This window comes from Burkholderia sp. WP9 (assembly GCF_900104795.1).
In the GTDB taxonomy this organism is placed as follows: Bacteria; Pseudomonadota; Gammaproteobacteria; order Burkholderiales; family Burkholderiaceae; genus Paraburkholderia.
In genome coordinates, this window is the sequence record NZ_FNTG01000001.1 from 1900767 (window position 1) to 1922510 (window position 21744).

Below are 21744 nucleotides of genomic sequence, written 5' to 3' on the forward strand. Positions count from 1 at the left end.
GGTTGCGCGGCGCCGCTGCCCTGTCCAAACATCGTCCCAAGCGCTCCTCGTATAGTCAAACTCATCGAAGCGGAGAATTGTTTGCAGGTATCCAGATCGTCGAGGTCGCTTCGGAAAATTGCTCCGGGCCACCTTTCGGTGGCCAGATACCATCGGCGTACGACTTGGCGCGAATCGCAATGCGCTCGTCCAGACTCTCCCAAGGCCAGATATGAGTGATGCGTGGCGCGCCATCGAGCGCGTACATGTTGACCGTTAAGCGCGAGCGCTTCGAACGTTCGGGCATTGCGGATTCCCATGCTTTCATCGTCGGCACGAGTCCACCCGGCCGCAACCAGTAAGTCCGAAACTCATAGTATTTGCCGAAGGCCCCCGGCTCTACCGGGGGAAGAAAAGGAAAGGCGGCGTAGCTTTCCATCTCGATTGCGCACTCGCTCGTGGCTGCCCCGAAAGGGTCGTCGTGATGCAGCGCGCGCCTTCTCTCACGTGCGAGTTCCTCCGCGTCTTCGAATCTTCGCAGCATGCGCACGCTTCCGAGCGTTCCGTTTTCCGAGGTCCAGGTGCCAAGCCAACGGCCGAGCGCTACACGCTGATGGAGGTATGTCTGCGCGTTCGCAATGACCTGAGGCACTTTGAGGATGTGAGACGAAAGGGTAGTCAGTTCATACAGCACGTCATTCTCCAGAGTGATCCGAATCTTCGCGGGGTACCTGTCTGCGAACTAGATTAGACTCATCCGCTGCCGCAGCGGTATTCCCTGTTCGTTCACAGCCTCTGGGAAAAAATTCACCATGTTCGACTGGCAAGATCTGCGCTACTTTCATGAGCTCGCGCGCGCCGGGTCGCTCTCCAAGGCAGCGACTGAGCTGTCGGTTGAACACGCAACGGTCGGGCGTCGCATTGCGTCCCTGGAAGCGACGCTTGGATTGAAACTCGTTCATCGGCTACCCCGAAGCATTCGTTTGACCGAAGATGGAGTGGTCGTGGCCGAGCTTGCCGCCACGATCTCCGAAAGCGCACAGGCCATCGAGTCGTTTGCGCTACGGGCGAAGTCGGCATTGTCTGGCGTGGTGCGGATAAGCGTTCCGCCCACAGTCGGCAACTTTTGCGTCGCGCAGTACATGCAGACATTTCACGAGGCGCATCCGTCTTTAAAGATTGTCATGGCGAACACGCCAGACATCGCAGCACTCGACCGGGGCATCGCGGATATAGCGATTCGCATGGTGAAGCCAGAAGAGCCGAGCCTTTTGACGCGCCGGATCGGCACGATTCGCTTTGGCTTGTATGCGAGCCGTGCCTATGCGAGCCGGCCCGCCGCGCAGTGGTCATTCATCGCTTACGATGCGTCGCTGAATCACGTGAAGCATCAAACATGGCTGCGACGATTCGTGGATGGCAGGCCGATCGTTTTCGAAACAAGCGATGTGATCGCCCAGCAGATGGCCGCACGCAACGGTGTTGGCGTCGCGGTTTTGCCAACGGTGCTCGGCGAACGTGACGCTGAACTCGTCAGGCTCGACGTCGAGACCGGGCCTCCGGAAGCAACACTGTGGCTGGTAACCTACCCCGACCTGCGACGCGCGCGAGCTATCAAGGCTGTCATGGCGTTCCTCGTGGATTGCATCGACCGCGAACCACTGCTGAAGTCGGCGTGAATGAGGTTGAGGTTCTGGAGTCGCAAAACAGAACGTTGTCTCCCACGCGCATTGACGGGAGAACGTCATACGGAGCTATCGCGTCGCCAATCACAACGAGCGAATGACGCACAGCCTCGAAGCGTGCAACAGAACTAGCGAATGGATTGCAACGAGTCCGCCGCGTTCGGCTCTCGCGGATACGCCGCCAGGCACAATTCGAGCACCTCGGCGCGAAGCCACCGATGGGCCGGATCCCGGTCGAGACGCGGATGCCAGATCGCCGAGACGTTGAAAGCGGGTGTGAGCACAGGCAGCTCGAAACCCTGAAGCCCGTTTGCGGCGGCATGATCAGGCGTGAACGGGTTGCCGAGGCAGGAATGCGGAATGACGGCGAGCAGGTCCGAGTGGCGGGCTAGTTGCATGGCACTGGTGTAGGACGGCACCACCATCACCACCTTCCGGCGCAGGCCCGGTGCCTCCAAGGCCGCGTCCACCGGGCTGACTCCATCTTTGATACGCGAGGTCGCCACATGGCCGCACGTAGTCCAGTGCTCCGCACTGATGCCGGTGCCGCTCATGTTGGGATGGCCGAGTCGGCACACGCCCACGTATCGGTCGCGGAACAGAAGGCGTGTACGGATCTCGGGGGCCGTGGTCCTGACAGTGCCGATCTCGAGATCAACCGTGCCTTCGCGTAGTGGCTGCGCGTCCCAGTCAGGCTTGGGCGTGAAGCAAAGCCGCACGCCAGGCGCTGTGCGGTGGATCCTCTTCATCAAGGGTGCGCCGAGCAGATCGATGAAGCCTTCCCCCGCTCGCAGCGTAAAGCTTTGCTCCAGGGTGGCGACTTCGAATGTATGGTCGGCGGGGCTCAGTAAACCCTGCGCTTCGCGGGTCAGGCCGGGAAGACGCTGGCTCAACTGCTCCGCGTAAGGTGTGAGCACCAGCGTGCGGCCGGCCTGCAGCAGCAGGCGGTCGCCCGTGGCCGCACGCAGACGCGTGAGCGTGCGACTCATGGCGGAGACGCTCAGGTTCAGTCGCCGCGCCGCGCCCGTAATGCTGCGCTCGGTCAGCAGCGCATCCAGCGCGGTCAGGAGGTTGAGGTCGACGCGTGACATCCCTCCAGCATAGCCGAAGCTGGTCAGGTATGGCGTTTGACGCAATCGTGGATTGTAGGCGGAGCGTCTGGTGCAAAGGTGGAGCGATCCCCCAGAATTCACTGCATCACCCGACGAAGAAGGAAAGCTCATGCCCCAAGCACGCAACCCGGCTCACAGTCCCACGATTCTGCTCATCGGCGCCTCGCGCGGCCTTGGCCATGCGATGGCGGCCGAGTTTCTGAAGAAGGAATGGAACGTCATGGGCACCGTCCGCGCCGGCAGCGGCCGGACCCTGCTGCACGCCCTGGCCGATGCGCATCCGGACAGGGTCGAGATCGAGACGCTGGACATCACCCGGCCGGATGAGATCGACGCCCTGCACTCGCGCTTGTCCGACCGGACGTTCGACATTCTGTTCGTCAACGCCGGCACGACCAATCCGGATCCAACCGAAACCATCGGCGAGGTATCGACCGGGGATTTCGTCAACCTCATGGTTGCCAATGCACTCAGCCCGATGCGGGTGGTGGAGCGCCTTGCCGATCTTGTCCCGCCCACCGGACTGATCGGGGTCATGTCGTCCGGGCAAGGCAGCATCGCGGACAACGAGTCCGGTCAGCGAGAGGTCTATCGCGGCAGCAAGGCGGCACTGAATCAATTCATGCGCTGCTTTGCTGCGCGCCAGGCTCAAACGCCCCGCGCCATGCTGCTAATGGCACCGGGCTGGGTGCGCACCGACCTGGGTGGGCCGGAGGGAAGACTGTCGATCGAGGAAAGCGTGCCCGGGGTCGTCAATGTACTGCTGGCCAAGCAGGGCCGTCCCGGCCTGGAATATCTCGATTATCGCGGCCGGACCGTCCGGTGGTGACGGAGATACGCCGGTATACTCAGCCAAACCCTGATCGAGCGGACCGCCGCGACTTAGGAGCACCGTGACGGCACGGAAAGCCGTACGGATGCCTACCGATTCGTCGGCACCGCCGCCAGACCCGCCAGCAAGGCCCTGTGAAACGCCTTCGGGTCCTGCATCTGCGGCGCGTGCCCCAACTCCGCGAATTCGACTAGCGTCGCGTGCGGAATCGCCTTCGCTGCCGCCTTACCCAGCTCAGGATAATGGCCGATCTTCGCCCGCACCTCGGGTGGCGCCGCGTCCTTGCCGATCGCGGTGGTGTCCTTCTGGCCAATCAGCAACAGCGTCGGCATGCTCAATTGTCCCAACTCGTACACCACCGGCTGCGTGCAAATCATGTCGTACAGCAGCGCGGAATTCCACGCCACGATCTGTTTGCCAGGACCGCGGTACATGCCCGCCAGCATCTGCACCCACGGCTCGTAATCCGCGCGCCATTGCCCCGCGTAATAGGTGGCCTGCTCGTAGCGACGAATGCCGTCGGCGGTCGTCTTCAGTTCGCGCTCATACCATTGGTCCACGGAGAGCGAGGGCACGCCCTTCGCCTTCCAGTCCTCCAGACCGATCGGATTGACCAGTACCAGTTGCTGCGTCTCGTGCGGATACATCAGCGCGTAGCGGATCGCCAGCATGCCGCCCGTGGAGTGCCCGATGACGGTCGCGTCGGTCACGCCGAGGGATTGCAGCAGCGCGTGCGTGTTCCGCGCGAGCTGTTGAAAGCTGTATTGATAGTGCTCGGGCTTGCTCGATTTGCAAAAGCCGATCTGGTCCGGCGCGATCACCCGATAACCCGCGTCGCTCAGTTGATGAATGGTCGCCTCCCACGTCGCTGCGCAGAAATTCTTGCCGTGCAGCAACACCGCTGTGCGGCCATTCGCATGCGCCGGTTTGATGTCCATGTAGGCCATGTGCAGCGCCAAACCTTGCGAGGTGAAGTCGTACTGGCCGACGGGCGCCGGGTAGTCGAAGCCCTGCAACTCGGGGCCGTAAGCCGGCCCGGCATCGCCGCCGGTGCTGCCGGCATTAGTGGCGTTAGGGGCGTTAGGGGCGTTAGTGGCGTTAGTGGCGTTAGTGGCGTTAGCGGCGACCACAGCGGCCGCACTGGCCTGACTGTCCGTGGTCTGCGCGGTGGCGGCGTTCGCCGGCGTGGCGTCAGAAGCAGCGAAAACGGCGGACCCGCAGGCGCAAGCTAGCGTGCAAACGCCCACTGCGGCGAGCAAGGAAAGGCGGCGAAAACTCATCGAGGGTTTTTACAAAGGAAAAGCAACGGAAGCCTGCGAGGCAGGCGCACGGCCAGGCCAGCGCCCGAACCCGCAGCCGGGAGCGGACGATTCTACGACGCCCCGCCCGACCCTGCCGCCGCCAGCGCGAGCTCATGGCGCCACGGGCGGGCGTGGCACGCATATTGCGGCGGCTCACCTTGCGCTCTATGTGTCGTGGCGCACGGATCGCCGGGATGCAAGGGGCGATCGTGCGCAAGGTGGGCGCGTGAGCGGCGTCGGCACAATTCAGACTATTCGCCCACGGCAAATCAGTGCTAGAACTAGCAGACGGGCCCGCGAAGACGGAGCCGCCTGGCAGCACGAATCGTCGGGGGAGCAAGCGACCCAAGCATCCGGGGCATACTAACCAGCAACCATCTTGCATGGGACCGGAGCAGGTGCTTTAGCTGTCGACCAGCGTTCGCGCGCAAGCGCGCTACCCGGGTCCCCTGCAAAGCGCCAGGCCCGGTCGACAAAGGAGACAGACATGGATACTCCGGCACGGCTGAACGATCTGCAGCGCACCACCCTCGCCATCGTCCTCGCGGGCGGACGGGGCACGCGGCTCGGCCCGCTTACCAACAAACGCGTCAAGCCGGCCGTGCACTTCGGCGGCAAGTACCGGATCATCGACTTCGCCCTCTCCAACTGCCTGAACTCCGGCATTCGGCGCATCGCGGTCGTCACGCAGTACAAGGCACACTCGCTGTTGCGCCATCTGCAGCGCGGCTGGAGCTTTCTGCGCGGCGAATTCGGCGAGTTCATCGACCTGTGGCCCGCGCAACAACGGGTGGAAGGCGCGCACTGGTATCGCGGCACCGCGGACGCGGTGTTCCAGAACCTCGACATCATCCGTTCGATCCGGCCGAAATACGTGGTGGTGCTGGCGGGCGACCACATCTACAAGATGGATTACACGCGCATGATCGCCGACCACGCGGAGAGCGGCGCGGATTGCACGGTCGGCTGCATCGAGGTGCCGCGCATGGACGCCGTGGCGTTCGGCGTCATGCACGTCGACGAAAACCGCCGGGTGACCGGCTTCGTGGAAAAGCCCGCCGACCCGCCGGCCATTCCGGGCCGCCCGGACACGGCGCTCGCCAGTATGGGCATCTACGTGTTCAGCGCCGATTACCTGTATTCGCTGCTCGAAGAGAACATTTCCTCCATCGACACCGATCACGACTTCGGCAAGGACATCCTGCCGCGCGTGGTCACGCAAGGCACGGCGATCGCGCATCCGTTCAGCATGTCGTGCGTGTCGTCGGACCCGAACGTGGAACCGTACTGGCGCGACGTCGGCACGATCGACGCCTACTGGGCCGCCAATCTCGACCTCGCCTCCACCATCCCGACACTCGATCTCTACGATCGCACCTGGCCGATCTGGACTTACCAGGAGCAGTTGCCGCCCGCCAAGTTCGTGCGCGACCTGAAGGGGCTGCAAGGCTCGGGCAACAATTTGATCGTGTGCGGCGGCTGTGTGATCTCGGGCTCGCAGATTTCGCGCTCGGTGCTCTCGTCGAATGTGAAAGTGAGTTCATTCTGTAACATCAATGAGGCAGTCTTGTTGCCGCAGGTCACCGTCGGCGCGAGTTGCCGGTTGCAGAAAGTGGTGATAGACCGCGGCTGCGCCATACCGGACGGCACGGTGATCGGCGAAGATCCGGTAAGCGACGCCGAGCGCTTTTACCGAACCGACGACGGCGTCGTGCTGGTCACGCCGGAAGCGTTACGGCAGACGGTGAAGTAAGGCCGGTGCTGGTGTCAGACTCAACCCGTATTCACACAGGATAGAGACGGAGCCTATGACGATTCACGCCCTGCACGTCGCAAGCGAGCTGTATCCCCTCCTCAAAACGGGCGGTCTCGCCGACGTCGCGGGCGCGTTGCCGCCCGCGCTGATCGAGCGCGGCGCGGACGTGCGGGTGCTGTTGCCCGGCTTCCCGGCAGTGCTCGCCGGTTTGGCCGATCTCGCGCCGGTCGCGCAACTGGGCCGCCGGTTCGACGCACCGGGCGTCACGCTCGAGCGGGGCACGCTGGCGTCGAACGGCCTGGTCGTGTACGTGATCCGCGCGGACACGCTGTACGACCGGCCCGGCAATCCCTATCTCAATGACGAGCACGTGCCCTACGGCGACAACGCCCAGCGTTTCGCGCTGCTCGGCTGGGTCGCCGCGCAGCTCGCCCAGCAGTTGGACCCCACGTGGTCACCGCAGATCGTCCACGCGCACGACTGGCATGCGGGGCTCGCACCCGCCTATCTGAAAGCGGCGGAGCGCCAGCACGGCCGATCTTTCGCGCGCAGCGTCTTCACGGTGCACAACCTCGCCTATCAAGGCGTGTTTCCCGCTCATCAGTTCGGTCAATTAGGGCTGCCGGCCGATTACTTCAGCATGCACGGCGTGGAGTTTTACGGGCAACTATCGTTTCTCAAGGCAGGCCTCTACTACAGCGACCGCATCACCACGGTCAGCCCGACCTACGCGCGCGAAATCCAGACGCTCGCCCAGGGCGGCGGACTGGACGCGCTGCTGCGCCATCGCTCGCACGATCTGAGCGGCATTCTGAACGGCGTCGACTACTCAGTCTGGAATCCCGCCAGCGACGCGCTGCTCGAAAACCACTACAGCGCCACGCGCCTCGCCGGCAAACTGACGTGCAAGGAGGCGCTGCAAAAGCGCTTCGGCCTTGCGCAGAAAAGCGACGCATTGCTGTTCGGCGTGGTGAGCCGCCTGACCGAACAGAAAGGCCTCGATCTGCTGCTCGAGGCAGTGCCTGAAATTATCCGGCACGGCGGGCAACTGGTCGTCTTCGGCACCGGCGACCCGGCGTTGGAAAACGGCTTGAAGCGGGCCGCGCAGGCGCATACGGAATCGGTGGCGGTGGAACTGGGATTCGACGAGACGCTCGCGCACACCATCGTCGCGGGCAGCGATGTGATCGCGGTGCCGTCGCGCTTCGAGCCTTGCGGACTGACCCAGCTGTATGCGCTGGCTTATGGCTCGCTGCCGCTCGTGCATTGCGTAGGCGGCCTGGCGGACACGGTGGTGGACGCCTCCCTCGAAAATCTCGCCGACGACCTCGCCACCGGCTTCGTGTTCGAACGCTTCGAGCTGAAGGGGATCGGCGCCGCGATCCGCCGCGCGTTCGCCCTGTATGGACGCCGCACCGAATGGAAAGCCACGCAGCGGCGCGCAATGCGCCAGGACTTCGGCTGGGGCGCCTCGGCGGAGCGCTATCTGGCGCTGTATCGTGAGCTCGTGTGAGGGCTTGAGGTTGGCTTGAGGTTGGCTTGAGGTTGGCTTGAGGTTCGCTTGAGTTTGGCTCACGGCCGCCCTCGCCGCCCGCGCGTTTGATGGTTCGACGCAACAACACGGGGACGGATCAACTCGCGCGCGGCAAACTCATGTATTGTTGCCTGACGATGCACAGTATGCCGATTTCCCGCATCATCTGAAGCAGTCCTGCCGCATGAGGCGTCCCGCACCCGACGGATCGCCACCGCGGCGCAACCTTCCCGTTTTCTTTGATCGCGCCTATCCGTTCGCGCGGGCCATACCATGACGAAAAACGTTCTGAGCATCCAGTCACATGTCGTCTTCGGACACGCCGGCAACAGCGCGGCCGTGTTTCCGATGCGTCGGCTCGGCGTCAATGTCTGGCCGCTCAACACAGTACAGTTTTCCAACCACACGCAATACGGACATTGGACCGGTGGCGCGATCGACGCCTCGGAAATGGAGGATCTGGTCGACGGCATCGGCGCGATCGGCATGCTGCCGCGTTGCGACGCCGTGCTGTCCGGCTATCTGGGCACGCCCGAGCAGGCCCAGTCGGTGCTGGAAATCGTCAAGTCCGTGAAGGCCGCCAATCCTCGCGCGTGGTACTTCTGCGATCCGGTGATGGGTGCCGCGAGCGGCTGCAAGGTCGAGCCGGGCATCCAGGAGTTTCTCGTGCGCACCATGCCCGAGTTCGCCGACGCGATGGCGCCGAACCACACCGAACTGCAACGTCTGGTGGGCCGCGAGATCGAGACGCTGGAAGAAGCCGTCACCGCATGCCGCGAGATCATCGCTCGCGGGCCGAAGCTGATCCTGGTCAAACACCTGCTCGATCGCAACAGCCTCGCCGACCGCTTCAACATGCTGGTCGTCACTGAACGCGAAGCGTGGATGGGACAGCGCCCGCTCTATCCGTTCGCACGGCAGCCGGTGGGCGTGGGCGATCTGACGAGCGCGGTGTTCGTCGCGCGTACGCTGCTCGGCGATTCGATCCGCGCCGCCTTCGAGCACACGCTCGCCGCCGTGAATGCGGTGGTGAAGGCGACCTGGCAGGCCGGGCGTTACGAACTCGAACTGGTGGCCGCGCAGAATGAAATCGCGCAGCCGCGCGAGTGGTTCGATGCGTGGGTGGCGGAGACGGCGTAAGTAGCGTGAGTCACCCGTTTGACGTGTCGTGCGCGGAACACGACGCGGCTCGTTGGGCTCGGCCTCGGCCACCCGTCCTATAATGCGTGCCGCGTGGACGAGGCACCTGCCCGCCCGCGCCGCATTTTCAGGCATCCGGCATTCAGCAGACGAGGCATCGATGGACGGTTATATCCGCAGTGAGCGGGAAGAATATTTTGAGCAGTTGTGCATCAGCGTCGACGCTGACGAAGCACACGAACAGGAAGCGATCGAGTTCTTCGAGAATCAGTTCGACCAGGCCGACTTCGATCCCGCGCAATGGCTCGACATTGCGCTCTACTATTCGCCGGCCGTGGCGCGCGGCATCGTCGATATGGTCACGGCGGACGACAAGGCGCGTAGCAACATCGCCGAAGTGATCGCCGACAATCTCGACATCTCCTACGGCGAAGACGAATGCCAGCAGTTCGCCGAGACCATCGAATTCGCGTTGAACAACGGCGTGCCGGTGGACCTCGATCTCGTGCTCGACGGCTGCCAGCGCGCCATCGACGATCTCGACACCTGGGCCGACGACGACACCAAGGCGCCGCTTCTGCGTCTGCGTGAAGAGTTGTTGCGCCAGCAGGGCGAGCATTGAGCGTCCGGCTTTAGTTCGCAAGACACACTCTCTGCGGTGCATGCCTGCGGGTTCATTCCCGCCGCTGCGCCGCGGACACCCGGCCGGCGCATTCGCGCCGGTCTCTTAAGCATGTGCCGCAATCCGCACCCTCGCGACGGCATCCACACGCTATCAGCGAATGCGCTGTGCCCGCTGTGCCGAAATGCTCATTCAAAACGCCTTGAACTGCCAAGACGACGGTAAATTGGCTTTCTATATTCGGGCCAGATTGACGGACGGATGAACGCGACTGTGCGCCGGCAAAAGGAATGGGTTCGGGAAGCCCCCTAAGGGACTTCCTTCAGGCGCCTCGAAGGGGGCGTCCTCTGGGCGTATTCCACTATTGTTTATGGCGCCGGATCATCCGTAGTCTCTCGATGCGCGCCGTGAGACGTCCACGCTCGCGCGTCGATCCAGCGTTATTGCCTTGCCGCTTTCACAACCTGAAACTGTCGATGGAAGGAGAGACCATGAGTCTTCGCAACACGCTGAAACCGCTCGCCCTGTTAGTTGGCGCTATCTTCGCCGTCGCGCCGCCGGCCACGTTCGCCGATGATCTGCCGGTGAAGATCGGTTTTGCCGCGCCGCTGACGGGCGCCAACGCCGGCTACGGCAAGGACCTGGAGAACGGCGTCCGGCTCGCGATCGAGGAAGCCAACGCGCAGAAGATCAAGATCGGCGACAAGGTCGCGCAATTCCAGATCGTCTCTCAAGATGACCAGGCCGACCCGCGCATCGGCGTGCAGGCCGCCCAGAAGCTGGTCGACTCGGGCGTTTCCGTCGTGGTGGGCCACTTCAACTCCGGCACGACAATTCCGGCCTCGCAGATCTACGAGCAGTCCGGCATTCCGGTGATCGACCCGGCTGCCACGAATCCGGTCATCACGGGACGCGGCTTCGCGAACACCTTCATGGTGATTTCCACCGACGCGCAAAACGCAGGCAACGCGGGCGTGTATGCCGTGGAAGTGACCAAGGCCAAACGCATCGCGATCATCGACGACCGGACCGCGTTCGGCCAGGGCGAGGCCGACGAGTTCGAGAAAGCAGTGAAAGCGCACGGCGGCAGCATCGTCGCGCGTGAGTACACCGACAATAAAGCGGTCGATTTCAGCACGCAGATCACCAAGCTCAAATCGACCAACGCCGATCTGATTTTCTTCGGCGGACTGGACACGCAGGCCGCCGGCTTTGCGAAGCGCATGAAGCAGTTGAACATGACCGCGCAGTTGGTGGGCGGCGGCGGCGTGATGGATCAGGACTTCATCAAGCTCGCCGGCGATTCGGCTGAAGGCGTGATGGCCTGGGAATACGGACGCCCCCTCGCGCAACTGCCAGGCGGCAAGGATTTCTCGGCGAAGTTCAAGAAGCGTTTCGGCGTGGATATCCTGTCCTACGCACCGTTCGGCTATGACGGCGCATGGGCCGCGATCAAGGCCATGCAGCAGGCCAAATCCAGCTCGCCGAACGACTACCGGCCCGTGCTGAAGGCGATCGATTTCGAAGGCGTGACCGGCAAGATTTCCTTCGATGGCACTGGCGCGCTGAAGAGCGGCGCGTCGACGCTGTACCAGGTCAAGAGTGGGGCCTGGGTGCCGATCGTAACGAAGAGCGGAAGCTAATATAGGTCCGGCACGGGTTCCGGGGCGGTGTCCCGCTTTTTGCGTCCGCTTTTTGCCCCCGTGCCGGCGCCATCGCTACCGGTTCTTCGAATCGGCGACCTTGACCACCAGGCCGGCATCGAGGTCCCGCTCGATTTTCACCAGGTCGTCGTGCATCTCGGCGAATTCATTGGCAGAACACATCTGATGTCCAAAGGCGGCGCGCAGGTGCCGCCTGACCTGCAAGAGGCGCGACGCGGGATCGAAAACGTAGCTGGATGAAAACGTCAGAAACCGGTCTTGCACCGCTGTGTCCGCCGGCAAATCCGTCACTCGCACGAAGCGCGGCAGCGTCATTTCCAGCGTCTCGTCGAACTCTCCGCCAATGCACGCCCACGGCTGAGTCCTCGCAGGCTCCGCAAGCCACGCCTGCACCTGTGAACCCATGCCGCCCGCGAAACTCGTCAACGCCGGTATTGCCGTCGTGCCCTCGGTCCAGACGAAGTGCTCCACTTTCCCTTGCATCGATGTCGCAAACGGTCCCGTCGTTGTAGTGAGATCCGCTGTGCGCAATTGCGCGGTGCCGTGCAAACCCGTCTGCAATAAACGGTTCGCGGCGATCTGCTGCGTGCGTTGCCGCGTCGCGCGACGAAACGTGTTGCGTTCGATCTCTGCCGTGAAACCCGTGTCTTCCACGCGGTAAGCGTAGTGCGCCGCCCCGCTTTCATCGACGTCGATCTGCACGCGCGCATTGCGTTCGCGCAATTGAGTGGCCGGCGTTCGAGACAGGACGCCCTCGCCCACCAGCAACACCGGCCTGTCCATCACGCTCGGCGGCAGATAACCGAACGCCGTGCCGCCGGCTGTCGTATCCGCGAACAACGACAACTCAGGAATCCAGATAATCGCGTGATTGATCGCGCTTGCGCCGTAGCCGGGCACGTCCGGCAAACTGTAGTACGGCCCGAGATTGAGGAGCACCGCTTCGCTGCGGATGCCGAGCGCGGCCAGCAACGCGCCATAGAGCGCGACGTGATCCTTGCAATCGCCATAGCGATTGCGCAGGATATCGATCGCCTTGTGCGGGATCGCCGCCGTCTCGCCGAGAAACAAGGCCACGTAGCGGATATTCAGGCGCATCCAGTCGTACAGTAACTGCGCCTTCACGCGTGGGTCGGCAGTGCCGGCGCTCAACGCTTGCGCGAGGCGGACAATCGCCGGGTCGGTCATCGTCGCGTCGACCGCGGGCCCGCGATATCGCGCGGCAAAATTCGCGAAGTCCGGCACCGTCGATACCATCAACCGGTCGCCCCAGTTCGCGTAGCCCACCGCGCCCGCTTCGAGCGGCGCATACGGCCCGTGTTGATAGTCGAACTCGTAGCGCGTACGGCCATTTTCCGTGACCGGCGGCACGGCAACGTAGCCGCGCGCGTCGGCATAAAGCGGCACGTCGGCGGGCAGGTCGAAAATCAGGCGTTGCAGTTCGATGGGGTCGCGAGTCGGCTCTACCAGGTACGCGAAGGTGCCCACCTGCAACGGCTTCGTGCGGGTCTTACGAAACGCCAGATGCACGCGCGAGCCAGGTTCCACGCCCGGGAAGATCACCGTGCGCAACACGCCGTCCTCGAAACTCGGCGCGCCGGCGGAGCGTGGCTCCTGCACGTCGCGGATCGCCTCGGGACCGACCGGATGCGCGACGCCGCCCGCGTCGATGGTCTCGGCGGCCAGCAACTGCACCTGCTCGATGTCCTTGTTGAACCACACGTAGCGTTGCGCGATATCGTCGACGCCGCTCGTCGTGTTGGCGCGCAAGACCGTGTCGTCGTGCTCCTCGACGGAGCCGTCTTTCTGGATCGTGAAGAGATGAACGTCGCGCTCGATCGTGGAGGGTGCGCGATCGTCGCCGGATGCGGTGGACGCGCTATCGTCGGCGAACGCGATGGACAGCGGACACACACCCAGCGCCAACCCGAAGGCCAGCCTGAGAAAGTACGCCATGCTGGCGACGTTGCTACGCCACCTCCTCGCGCGCGGCATCACTCCGTTTCGCCGAGTTGCCCGAGTAAAGCCTGCAACCGCTCCACGTGCCTGAGCAGAAGATGGCGATGTTTTTCTATCTGCTCCAGCCGTCCCGCGAGATCGGCCTGAATCGGATCGTCGAGATCGGCGGCGGCGATCACGTCTTCCACCTTGGCGCGCATCGACGCCAGTTCCACCGGCGCATGGCTCAGATGCCGCTCGAAACGCCGCACTTCCTGAATCGCCACGTCGCGCACTTTGCGAAAGTGCGCCTGACGCCGATGCGTTTCGGCGTCGAGAATTTCTTCTTCGACACGTTTGGCCGGTCCCGGCTGGCCGAAAATCGGCTCGGGCGGCCGCAGCACCGTCTTCTTTCGCACGGGATGCGCCGTGCCGCGAAACCGCGCGAGCGGCTGTTCGTTATCGATCGCCTCGCGCGCGTTGGACGGTATGTCATGCTCGGTGTGCGGTGCGTTCATCCAGCCAGCCGGCAATCCGGTGACCGCTTCGATCCCGCGCACGAATTCCTCGCTGAATTCGCGCTGACCGGACAACATCAGCTTCAGATAGCTCGCGGAAAAGGTCATCATGCGCGCGAGGCGCGACGCCGCACCGACCTCGCGGGTCAACAGCACCAGGTTCGCTCGCCAGACCGGGAGCAGCAATTCGTCGGAATCTTCCATCGCTGGGTCTTCCATTTTTTTGCCCGATGTGAAGATCACGCGCTTAGGCGCGTCATCGTTTTGAAAGGGTAGCCGCTTCACGCCATGATGCGCAATCCCGGCATCACATCGCATGCGCGTCGATCTGTCGTTTTTACACGCCACTGCGCGATTTCGCGCCGTCGCACGCCAGTCACCGCCAGCGGCCGCTCGCGGCGCCCGTCGTTGTGAATTGACCAGCGCATTTGTCCAGCGTTCCTCCGCTCTGAACGCGCAATGTGGCATGCTTGCGAACCGTTGCGGCACGCGCCGTGCTTCAACGCTAATACCCCAACACCGAATTAAGGATTCTGTAATGAAGAAGTTTGTTCTCACCATCGCCGCTGCCGTCGCTGCTCTGAGCGCCATTGCGCCCGCACAAGCGTATGAGCATCATCACCGCGAATGCCACAAGGTGCACGTCCATCATCATTGGGAAAAGCGCTGCCATTAATGGTGCTGCCATGCCCTAACCGGCGCGGCACGTGGTGAAGCCCCGCTACTCGCGGGGCTTTTTTTCGCCGGCAGGTAGGAGACAGCGCAACGGGTTGGACGCGCTCTATACGTTCTGCGCGAAAACGGCAGCATGCAATCACGGACACATGCTGTTACACCTTTGCGGTGTCAGCCGACACGGACACGGCTTTGCGCACCTTGCGCAGCACCGTGAACCGAGTGGAAGGAAAGATAAAACGACCGCGCGATAACGCGTGCGTCACGCCGCCTCGACGAGCTCCAACGCTTTCGCGACGAGCGCTTCCAGCAAAGGCTCGACTTTCGCAGCCAGCGTTTCGTCATACGCATAGGGCATGTGCTCTTCCATATACGTGATCTGCGACAGTTCGAGCTGCAATGCATGCACGCCTTGCGACGGCTGCCCATACTCGCGCGTGATATACCCACCCTTGAAGCGACCATTGGCAACAGCCGAATAGCCGCCGTCATGTCGCTCGACGAGCGCAGCCATTTCTTCGGCCAATCCCGCCGCCGCGCTCGCGCCATTGGACGTGCCGAAGTTGAAATCGGGCAGACGTCCTGCGAAGAAACGTGGCACATGCGAGCGGATCGAATGCGCTTCCCACAGCAGCACCTTGCCGTGTTTCGCCTTCAGCGCTGCAAGTTCTCCTTGCAACGCCTCGTGATACGGCTTCCAGTACGCTTCGCGACGGCGCGCGACTTCAGCTTCAGTCGGCAGTTGGCCGTCGGGATACAACGGTTCCTTGTCGAAGGTATCGACCGGCAGCAGACCGGTCGTGTCCTGCCCCGGATAGAGGTTCGCGCCATCGGGCGGACGGTTCAGGTCGATCACGTAACGCGCGTAGGTCGGCGAAAGAATCGACGCGCCCATGCGTTTTGCGAACGCGTAGAGACGGTCCAGATGCCAGTCGCAATCGTCGGTGCGCCGCGCGACGGGCGTCATCGTCGCGGCGATGTCGGCGGGGATCTGCGTACCCAGATGCGGAATCGAAATGAGGAGCGGCAGGCTTCCCTGATGCAGCGAGAAAACCGGCGTTGGGTTCGAATCAGTCATATCAGTCCGGAATCGATAAGATCGAAGAATCAGTTCAGCGGATCATGCAAGTCGCGCCGGCAGCCGCGTTATTTGAGCAGGTCCGCAAGCGCCACACGATAGCGTGCGTACGCGCCCTCTTCATCGCGATGCCGACGATTGTCCACGACCTTGTCGCCGCCGGCATAGACGTCGCGAATCGGTGTTTCGCCATGCTCGCAGAATACAACGCCCGAGAGCCAGGCGTGCGGCGCATGCTCGGCAATGCTCGAATGATCCACGTCGAGCACGAGCCAATCGGCACGGCAACCCGCCTGCAAGGCACCAACCGCGCGGCCCGTCGCGCGCGCGCCGCCTTCGAGCGCAGCGTCGTACAGACGGTCGGCGACATGCGTCGTCTGCGCCGACGCCAGCACATTGCGTTGCCGGCGCGTGAGACGCTGGCCGTATTCGAGCAAGCGCAGTTCCGCGCGCCAGTCGACGCCGATATGGCTATCCGAGCCCACGCCCATGCGTCCTTGCGCGTCGAGATATTCCTGCGCGGGAAAAATGCCGTCACCGAGGTTGGCTTCGGTCGTCAGGCACAGCCCGGCAACCGCGCCACTCTTCGCGAGCGCCAGCGTTTCGTTCGTGTCGACGTGAGTGGCATGCACGAGGCACCAGCGGCTGTCTACGTCGAAACGATCGAGCAGCCATTGCACCGGACGCGCGCCTTCAGTTTCGAGGCACGCGTCGACTTCAGCGGTCTGCTCGGCAATATGGATATGAACGGGCGCAGTGCTGTCGATGCCGCCGAGCAGCGCGCGCAATGAATCCGCGGATACGGCGCGCAGCGAATGCGGCGCCACGCCGTAGCGCAACGCGGCGCTTTCGGGGCGTGCCGCGCGCAACGTGCCGAGCAGATCGAGCAGACTCTCCGGCGTGTTGATGAAACGCCGCTGATCGTCACGCGGCGCGCGCGAGCCGAAGCCGCCGTACTGATACAGCACCGGCAGCATCGTCATGCCGATACCGCTCGCCGATGCCGCATCCACGACACGTTGCGCGAGTTCCGCCTGATTCGCATAGCGGCCGCCCTCAGGCGTGTGGTGCACGTAGTGAAACTCGCATACCGACGTATAACCCGCCTTCAGCATTTCGATGTACAGCCACTGCGCGACGCTCGCCAGGCCTTCCGGCGTGATGCGCGCGGCAAAGCGATACATCAGGTCGCGCCAGCTCCAGAAGTTGTCCGTAGCGCCCGCGCCGGACGCCGCGCGATATTCGGTGAGACCGGCCATTGCGCGCTGAAACGCATGCGAATGAAGGTTCGGCATGCCAGGCAATACCGGACCGACGGCCTTCTGCACACCGGCGGGCGGCGCGGACGTATCCGGCGTGACGGACGTCAACATGCCGTTCGTGTCCCACTCCAGCAGCACGTTGCGACGCCAACCGTCGGGCAGATAAGCATGCTCGGCGAACAGCGATCGTTTCGATTGTGTTTGTGTCTGCGGTTCTGTCTGCGTTTGTGTCATCTCTCAGGTCCTAGCTCAATTCGCGCCGCTTATAAACGGTTTCACCCGCGCGTACGACTTGCGCGCACAACGGACGTCCAATCCAGTAAGCCAGCTCGGCCAGCGAATCGACCGACCACGCCGCGAAGTCGGCCGCTCGTCCTGCCTGCAGCGAGCCGTGCCGATCCGCCTTGCCGAGCGCGCGCGCCGCGTGCGAAGTCACGCCTTGCAGCACTTCGGGCACGGTCATGCGGAACAGCGTGGTGGCCATGTTCATCATCAGCAGCAGCGAGGTGGCGGGCGACGTGCCGGGGTTGCTGTCGGTCGAAATCGCAATCGGCACCTCATAGCGCCGCAGCAATTCCAGCGGCGGCAACTGCGTCTCGCGGATGAAGTAATACGCGCCCGGCAGCAACACGGCCACCATGCCGGCTTCTTTCATCGCGGCCACGCCGGCTTCGTCGAGAAATTCGAGGTGGTCGGCGGACAGCGCATGGTGGCGCGCCGCGAGTGCCGTGCCGCCGCCGTTCGACAGTTGCTCGGCGTGCATTTTCACGGGGAGTTTGTAACGTTCCGCCGCCTCGAAAACGCGCTCGCTTTGTTCCAGCGAAAAGCCGATGCGCTCGCAGAACACGTCGACCGCGTCGACGAGACCTTCGTCGGCAAGCGCGGGCAGCATGGTATTGCAGACTTCGTCGATATACGCGTCGGCGCGGCCGGCGAATTCAGGCGGCAACGCATGCGCGCCGAGAAACGTCGTGTAGACCGTTACCGGATAGCGCTCGCCCAATTGCCGCGCGACGCGCAGCATCTTGCGCTCACTGGCGAGATCGAGGCCATAACCGGACTTGATCTCGATCGTCGTCACGCCTTCGGCAAGCAAGGGTTCGAGCCGAGCGGCCGACTGACGCAGCAGCGAGGCTTCATCCGCGGCACGCGTGGCGCGCACCGTGGAGACAATGCCGCCGCCCTGGCGCGCGATTTCTTCGTAGCTGACGCCCGCGAGGCGCTGCGCGAATTCGTCCGCGCGCTGCCCGCCGTACACGAGGTGCGTGTGGCAATCGACGAGACCCGGCGTGACCCACGCGCCGTGCAGATCTTCTCGCGGCCATCCGGCGTATTCGGCGGGTAAATCGGGGGCCGCGCCGAGCCATACGATCGTGCCGTTCTCAACGGCGAGCGCGGCATCCGGCAGCGTGTGTTGGGGATCGCCCTGCGGGCAAAGTTTCAGGTGATGCCAGACGGTTTGCTTCATCGCGTGCTCTTTGCAGCTTGTTGCGTGTCTGTGGTGGTTCGCATGCGCGCGCCGTGACGGAACTGGGCGTGCATACGAATCGTCGTCAGCCGTGTGCGTAGCGGATACTGATGGCGAGCAAGGCGCCCTCGCCTTCTACCACGCATGACAGCGCGTTCGGTGTGTCGATACGCAGCGTGTCGCCCGCTTCGAGCGATAGCGGTTGCGCGGCGCCCGGCGCGACCCGCACGGCGCCTTGCGCGCAGTACAGCAGGACCACGTCGGCGCAAAGCGTGCGCCGCGCTGCGCCGCGCCATACTTCCACCTCACCCTGCGCCGCATCGCGACGCACCATCAGGTTGAAGTCGCGCGTCGCGCCGTCGACAAGGCGCGCGTCGATGTGCGCTTCGCCGGCGAAGCGCGCCATGTCGAGCGCTTGCGTCAACGCGTGTGTCTTCTCGCCGCCGGCTTCGTCGAGCAGCATGCCCGCACCGGACAACAACACGAGCGTGCGATCGATACCGGCAAAGCGCGAGAACGGCCCGGCTTGCGCGACATCGGCAACGCTCACCCGCCACACGAACGCGTCGAGCCCCGCGCCTTCTGGAAAAGCCGCCACTTCGCGGGTGACGCCGCCGCCGTTCTTCCACGGCGCCGCCACGAGGTCGGCGCCGCGAATCAGCGTGAGGGTAGCCCCGCTGCCGATTGGCGTGCTGTGAAGCGTGCCATGAAGCGTGCCGTGAAGCGTCACGATCAGCGGCCCAGCATCGGCAGATTGAGACCGGCCTCGCGCGCCGTTTCCTGCGCGAGTTCATAGCCCGCATCCGCGTGACGCATCACGCCGGTTGCCGGATCGTTGAACAGCACGCGGCCGAGGCGCTCTTTCGCGGCATCCGTGCCGTCCGCGACGATCACGACGCCCGAATGCTGGCTAAAGCCCATGCCCACGCCGCCGCCGTGATGCAGCGACACCCACGAGGCGCCGCCTGCGGTGTTCAGCAGCGCGTTGAGCAGCGGCCAGTCGCTGACCGCGTCCGAACCGTCCTTCATCGATTCGGTTTCGCGATTCGGGCTTGCCACCGAACCGGTGTCGAGGTGATCACGGCCGATCACGATCGGCGCCTTCAGTTCGCCGTTCCTGACCATTTCGTTGAACGCCTGGCCCAGGCGATAGCGGTCCTTCACGCCAACCCAGCAGATTCGCGCCGGCAAGCCCTGGAACGCGATACGTTCACGCGCCATGTCGAGCCAGTTGTGCAGATGCGGATCGTCGGGAATCAATTCCTTGACCTTGGCATCGGTCTTGTAGATATCCTCTGGATCGCCCGACAGCGCGACCCAGCGGAACGGCCCCTTGCCTTCACAGAAGAGCGGCCGGATATACGCCGGCACGAAGCCCGGGAAATCGAAGGCGTTTTCCACGCCCATTTCCAGCGCCATCTGACGGATGTTGTTGCCGTAGTCGAGCGTGGCGGCGCCGCGTTCCTGCAGCGTCAGCATGGCTTGCACCTGTTTGGCCATCGACTGCTTGGCCGGCAGGATGATGCTGTCCGGCGCGGTCTTCATCCGCTCACGCCAGTCTTCAACGCTCCAGCCTTGCGGCAGGTAGCCGTGAATCGGATCGTGCGCGCTAGTCTGGTCGGTCACGCAATCCGGCGTGATGCCGCGCGTCACGCACTCGGCGAAGACGTCGGCGGCATTGCCCAGCAGGCCGATCGACACCGGCTTGCCGGTCTGCTTCGCTTCGTCGAGCATGGCGAGCGCTTCGTCGAGCGTCTTCGCCTTTTTATCGACGTAGCGCGTCTTCAGACGGAAGTCGATGCGCGTCTCGTCGCATTCCACCGCGATCATCGAAAAACCGGCCATGGTGGCCGCGAGCGGTTGCGCGCCGCCCATGCCGCCCAGACCGCCGGTCAGAATCCAGCGGCCCTTCGGCTCGCCGTTGAAGTGCTGGTTCGCTACCGAGAAGAACGTCTCGTAGGTGCCCTGCACGATGCCCTGGCTGCCGATGTAAATCCAGCTGCCCGCCGTCATCTGGCCGTACATCATCAGGCCCTTGCGATCGAGTTCGTGGAAGTGTTCCCACGTCGCCCAATGCGGCACCAGATTCGAATTCGCCAGCAACACGCGCGGCGCGTCGGCATGCGTGCGGAACACGCCAACCGGCTTGCCCGATTGAATCAGCAGCGTTTCGTTTTCTTCCAGATCCTTCAGCGACTTGAGAATCTGATCGAAGCAATCCCAGTTGCGCGCGGCACGGCCGATCCCGCCGTACACGACGAGCGCATGCGGATGCTCGGCGACTTCCGGGTCCAGATTGTTCTGGATCATCCGGTACGCGGCTTCCGCGATCCAGGTCTTGCAGGTCTTTTCCGCGCCGCGCGGTGCGCGGATCGTGCGGGTGGGATCAAGACGCGGATCGATGTGTTTCGGGTTGTTCATGATGGCCCTCGGAATGCTTGTAGATAGTCGAAAAAGAATCGGATTCGGAAAAGACGGCGTGTTAGAAGTGTCCGGTAAAGCGATAACGGCTGCCGGGATGCCAGAGATTGGCGATCGAAGCGACCTGGCTTTGCGACCATGTGCGCCGATGCAGCACAAGGCACGGTTCGAGTTCGTCCATGGTCAGCAACTCGCGCGTATCGCCGTCAGCGGCGAGCGCTTCGATGCGATACTCGACGCGCTGCAACGGCGCCACGCGCACGAGATACTGGTTCGGCGTGGTGTTCGTAAAGTCCTGCAACGCGTATTCGGGCGCAACCGCCGGATTGACCCAACGCTCTTCGAGCTGCACCGGCTCGTCGTTTTCAAAATGCAGCACGCGCGAATGAAACACCGGGCTGCCCGCGCTCACCTGCATTTCCTCGGCGAGCGCTTCGTCGGCGATACTCGCGCCGATGTGCAGCACGTTCGCCTGATAGCGATGACCGCGCGCGACGATTTCGTCGGAAATGCTGCGGATCGCCACCAGTGTCGATTCGTACTTGGGACGGGCCACGAAGGTGCCCGAACCTTGCACACGCGTAAGCACCTGCTCCGAAGTCAACTCACGCAATGCGCGGTTGACCGTCATGCGCGCAACGTTGAATTCGCGCGCCAACTCGTTTTCGGAGGGCACCTGGTCGCCTTCGGCCCATTCGCCCGCATGGATGCGCGCGAGGATGAAGTCCTTGATGCCCTGATAGGCCGGTGCGTTCATTG

The 21744-nt window shown here is 63.4% G+C and carries 19 protein-coding genes; 8 read left to right on the top strand and 11 right to left on the bottom strand.

What is annotated here, in order from left to right; translation table 11 throughout:
• Positions 1-61: 61 nt before the first annotated feature.
• The gene (locus tag BLW71_RS08530; protein WP_091795067.1) at positions 62-673 is read right to left on the bottom strand and encodes an NIPSNAP family protein; all 612 of its coding nucleotides are present in this window, start codon (positions 671-673) and stop codon (positions 62-64) included.
• Between the two features lie 118 nt (positions 674-791).
• Between BLW71_RS08530 and BLW71_RS08535 the strand changes: the two genes are divergently transcribed.
• The gene (locus tag BLW71_RS08535; RefSeq protein ID WP_091795069.1) at positions 792-1658 is read left to right on the top strand and encodes a LysR family transcriptional regulator; all 867 of its coding nucleotides are present in this window, start codon (positions 792-794) and stop codon (positions 1656-1658) included.
• 134 nt (positions 1659-1792) lie between these two features.
• On the opposite strand, the gene BLW71_RS08540 is transcribed toward BLW71_RS08535, so the two are convergent.
• Positions 1793-2755 carry a LysR family transcriptional regulator gene (locus tag BLW71_RS08540; RefSeq protein WP_091795072.1) on the bottom strand — a complete coding sequence of 321 codons (963 nt, stop codon included), beginning with the start codon at positions 2753-2755 and terminating at the stop codon, positions 1793-1795.
• Between the two features lie 130 nt (positions 2756-2885).
• Between BLW71_RS08540 and BLW71_RS08545 the strand changes: the two genes are divergently transcribed.
• Positions 2886-3605, top strand: a complete 720-nt coding sequence (locus tag BLW71_RS08545) for an SDR family NAD(P)-dependent oxidoreductase (RefSeq protein WP_091795075.1) — start codon at positions 2886-2888, stop codon at positions 3603-3605.
• 92 nt (positions 3606-3697) lie between these two features.
• Here BLW71_RS08545 and BLW71_RS08550 read toward each other — a convergent pair whose 3' ends face one another.
• Positions 3698-4888: an alpha/beta fold hydrolase gene (locus BLW71_RS08550; protein ID WP_091795077.1), complete on the bottom strand. Its 1191-nt coding sequence runs from the start codon at positions 4886-4888 to the stop codon at positions 3698-3700.
• A 508-nt stretch (positions 4889-5396) separates the two neighbouring features.
• Here BLW71_RS08550 and glgC point away from each other — a divergent pair.
• From glgC to BLW71_RS08575, 5 genes are all read left to right on the top strand, one after another.
• Complete coding sequence (glgC, locus tag BLW71_RS08555; protein ID WP_091795080.1) at positions 5397-6662, top strand: glucose-1-phosphate adenylyltransferase; 1266 nt, start codon at positions 5397-5399, stop codon at positions 6660-6662.
• Positions 6663-6717: 55 nt separating this feature from the next.
• Entirely contained in the window at positions 6718-8178 is a 1461-nt protein-coding gene (gene glgA, locus BLW71_RS08560; protein WP_091795083.1) for a glycogen synthase GlgA, read from the top strand.
• A gap of 294 nt (positions 8179-8472) precedes the next feature.
• Positions 8473-9339 carry a pyridoxal kinase PdxY gene (gene pdxY, locus BLW71_RS08565; RefSeq protein WP_091795086.1) on the top strand — a complete coding sequence of 289 codons (867 nt, stop codon included), beginning with the start codon at positions 8473-8475 and terminating at the stop codon, positions 9337-9339.
• Positions 9340-9499: 160 nt separating this feature from the next.
• Positions 9500-9961: a hypothetical protein gene (locus BLW71_RS08570; RefSeq protein ID WP_091795089.1), complete on the top strand. Its 462-nt coding sequence runs from the start codon at positions 9500-9502 to the stop codon at positions 9959-9961.
• Positions 9962-10452: 491 nt separating this feature from the next.
• Positions 10453-11604 carry a branched-chain amino acid ABC transporter substrate-binding protein gene (locus BLW71_RS08575; protein ID WP_091795092.1) on the top strand — a complete coding sequence of 384 codons (1152 nt, stop codon included), beginning with the start codon at positions 10453-10455 and terminating at the stop codon, positions 11602-11604.
• A gap of 75 nt (positions 11605-11679) precedes the next feature.
• On the opposite strand, the gene BLW71_RS08580 is transcribed toward BLW71_RS08575, so the two are convergent.
• Both BLW71_RS08580 and BLW71_RS08585 read right to left on the bottom strand, forming a co-directional pair.
• Positions 11680-13581, bottom strand: coding sequence for a DUF3857 domain-containing transglutaminase family protein (locus BLW71_RS08580; RefSeq protein ID WP_091795095.1), 1902 nt, complete (start codon positions 13579-13581; stop codon positions 11680-11682).
• Between the two features lie 38 nt (positions 13582-13619).
• Positions 13620-14285 carry a hypothetical protein gene (locus BLW71_RS08585; RefSeq protein ID WP_091795098.1) on the bottom strand — a complete coding sequence of 222 codons (666 nt, stop codon included), beginning with the start codon at positions 14283-14285 and terminating at the stop codon, positions 13620-13622.
• A gap of 334 nt (positions 14286-14619) precedes the next feature.
• Between BLW71_RS08585 and BLW71_RS41570 the strand changes: the two genes are divergently transcribed.
• A complete protein-coding gene (locus BLW71_RS41570; RefSeq protein ID WP_177204991.1) occupies positions 14620-14757 on the top strand; it encodes a hypothetical protein in 138 nt (45 codons plus the stop codon).
• A 261-nt stretch (positions 14758-15018) separates the two neighbouring features.
• Here the strand turns inward: BLW71_RS41570 and hutG are convergent, their stop codons facing one another.
• The 6 genes from hutG to hutC form a co-directional block, all read right to left on the bottom strand.
• Positions 15019-15834: an N-formylglutamate deformylase gene (hutG, locus tag BLW71_RS08590; RefSeq protein ID WP_091795101.1), complete on the bottom strand. Its 816-nt coding sequence runs from the start codon at positions 15832-15834 to the stop codon at positions 15019-15021.
• 68 nt (positions 15835-15902) lie between these two features.
• Complete coding sequence (locus BLW71_RS08595; protein ID WP_091795104.1) at positions 15903-17330, bottom strand: formimidoylglutamate deiminase; 1428 nt, start codon at positions 17328-17330, stop codon at positions 15903-15905.
• 10 nt (positions 17331-17340) lie between these two features.
• A complete protein-coding gene (hutI, locus tag BLW71_RS08600) occupies positions 17341-18564 on the bottom strand; it encodes an imidazolonepropionase (protein WP_091795106.1) in 1224 nt (407 codons plus the stop codon).
• An 85-nt stretch (positions 18565-18649) separates the two neighbouring features.
• Positions 18650-19294 (bottom strand): HutD/Ves family protein, encoded by a 645-nt coding sequence (locus BLW71_RS08605; protein ID WP_502686816.1) that lies wholly within the window; start codon positions 19292-19294, stop codon positions 18650-18652.
• Positions 19295-19296: 2 nt separating this feature from the next.
• Positions 19297-20985 carry a urocanate hydratase gene (hutU, locus tag BLW71_RS08610; protein ID WP_091795109.1) on the bottom strand — a complete coding sequence of 563 codons (1689 nt, stop codon included), beginning with the start codon at positions 20983-20985 and terminating at the stop codon, positions 19297-19299.
• Positions 20986-21046: 61 nt separating this feature from the next.
• Positions 21047-21742 (bottom strand): histidine utilization transcriptional repressor HutC, encoded by a 696-nt coding sequence (gene hutC, locus BLW71_RS08615; protein WP_091795112.1) that lies wholly within the window; start codon positions 21740-21742, stop codon positions 21047-21049.
• Positions 21743-21744: the final 2 nt, after the last annotated feature.